The organism is Actinoplanes sp. NPDC051633, from assembly GCF_040681735.1.
Classification (GTDB): domain Bacteria; phylum Actinomycetota; class Actinomycetes; order Mycobacteriales; family Micromonosporaceae; genus Actinoplanes.
Genome location: NZ_JBFAZH010001809.1, coordinates 1 through 1,073, shown reverse-complemented (window position 1 = coordinate 1,073; position 1,073 = coordinate 1). Strand labels below are relative to the sequence as shown.

General features: G+C 66.6%; 1 protein-coding gene and 1 pseudogene. Both read left to right on the top strand.

What is annotated here, in order from left to right; genetic code table 11:
* Window positions 1–108: 108 nt before the first annotated feature.
* Window positions 109–822: pseudogene (locus AB0M20_RS45360) on the top strand (ATP-binding cassette domain-containing protein); the annotation flags it as partial.
* 62 nt (window positions 823–884) lie between these two features.
* Window positions 885–1,073: hypothetical protein (locus AB0M20_RS45355; protein WP_364307861.1), on the top strand; the 189-nt coding region annotated here is incomplete at its 3' end.

Genomic DNA, 1,073 nt, shown 5'->3' with positions numbered 1-1,073 from the left:
TTTTGGGAGTGATCATTTTGAAAAAGCATAAACAAATATTAGAACAATATATTTTTGTTAATAAGAGTGTACTTGGGGCGTTTTATGGCGGACGTCTCGCACGCGGCGGGCCACCTGCGGCTCGAGGACGTCACCTTCGCGTACCCGGGCAGTGCGGTCGCCGCGATCGCCGGGGTCAGCCTGGACGTGCCCGCCGGCACCTCGCTCGCGCTGGTCGGCGAGACCGGCTCCGGCAAGAGCACCATCGCCGGCCTGATCGCCCGCCTGCACGACCCGTCCGCCGGGCGGGTGACCATCGACGGCGTCGACCTGCGCGACATGCGGCTGGCGGACCTCGCCGAGATCGTCGGGGTGGTCAGCCAGGAGACCTACCTGCTGCACACCACGGTGCGGGAGAACCTGCGGTACGCCCGGCCGGACGCCACCGACGCGCAGATCGAGCAGGCCGCCCGCGCGGCGCGGATCCACGACGTGATCGAGGCGCTGCCGGACGGATACGACACCATGGTCGGCTCGCGCGGGCACCGCTTCTCCGGCGGCGAGAAGCAGCGCATCGCGATCGCGCGCACGCTGCTGCGGAACCCCCGGATCCTGGTGCTCGACGAGGCCACCAGCGCGCTGGACACCGAGACCGAGCGGGCCGTGCAGCGGGCCTTCGACGAGCTGGCCCGCGGCCGCACCACGATCACCATCGCCCACCGGCTGTCCACCGTGCGCGACGCCGACCGGATCGTCGTGCTCGACCACGGCCGGGTGCTCGAGGCCGGCACCCACGAGACGCTGGTCGAGGCCGACGGGCGCTACGCCGCCTTGGCGAGCTAGGGCCGCCTAGCGAGTCAGGGCCGCCTTGGCGAGTTAGGACTGCCTAACCTATCCTGGCGGCCATGCAGAAGCTGCCGATGCGGGTGTGGACCGGCACCGTCGTACGCACCGTGAACCTGACCCCGTCGATGCGGCGGGTGGTGTTCGACGTCGCCGTGCCGAGAAAATTTTTGGTTGGAATGAGCTATGTGTTAGCTAACTATGTTAGCGAGTTGGTTGGTGGTTTGTTGGGATTAATCCCAACGAAGTAC